Genomic DNA, 224 nt, shown 5'->3' with positions numbered 1-224 from the left:
GAAAAGGAAAACACCATGAAACGCATCATCCTCGCCACTGTTCTGGGCCTTGCCACCGTTGGTTCCGCCTCTGCCATGACCGATACGGGCCGCCTGTCGGGTCTGACCGAAACCAAAGCGGAACGCATCCTGCCCGGCGCATCGTTCGACAACCTGACCGTCAGCCAAGCCGCGCAGATCGAAGGCGCTTTGGCCGGTGGGCAAGACAATGCAGGCGTCGACCT

At 61.2% G+C, this 224-nt stretch carries 1 protein-coding gene; it reads left to right on the top strand.

The window, feature by feature from the left end:
* Positions 1-15: 15 nt before the first annotated feature.
* Positions 16-224 (top strand): NAD-glutamate dehydrogenase (locus EGN72_RS00105; protein WP_148114233.1); only part of this gene is annotated, 209 nt, incomplete at its 3' end.

Source organism: Pseudorhodobacter sp. E13 (assembly GCF_003991405.1).
Classification (GTDB): Bacteria; Pseudomonadota; Alphaproteobacteria; order Rhodobacterales; family Rhodobacteraceae; genus Pseudorhodobacter.
This window is presented reverse-complemented; position numbering and strand designations above follow the sequence as displayed.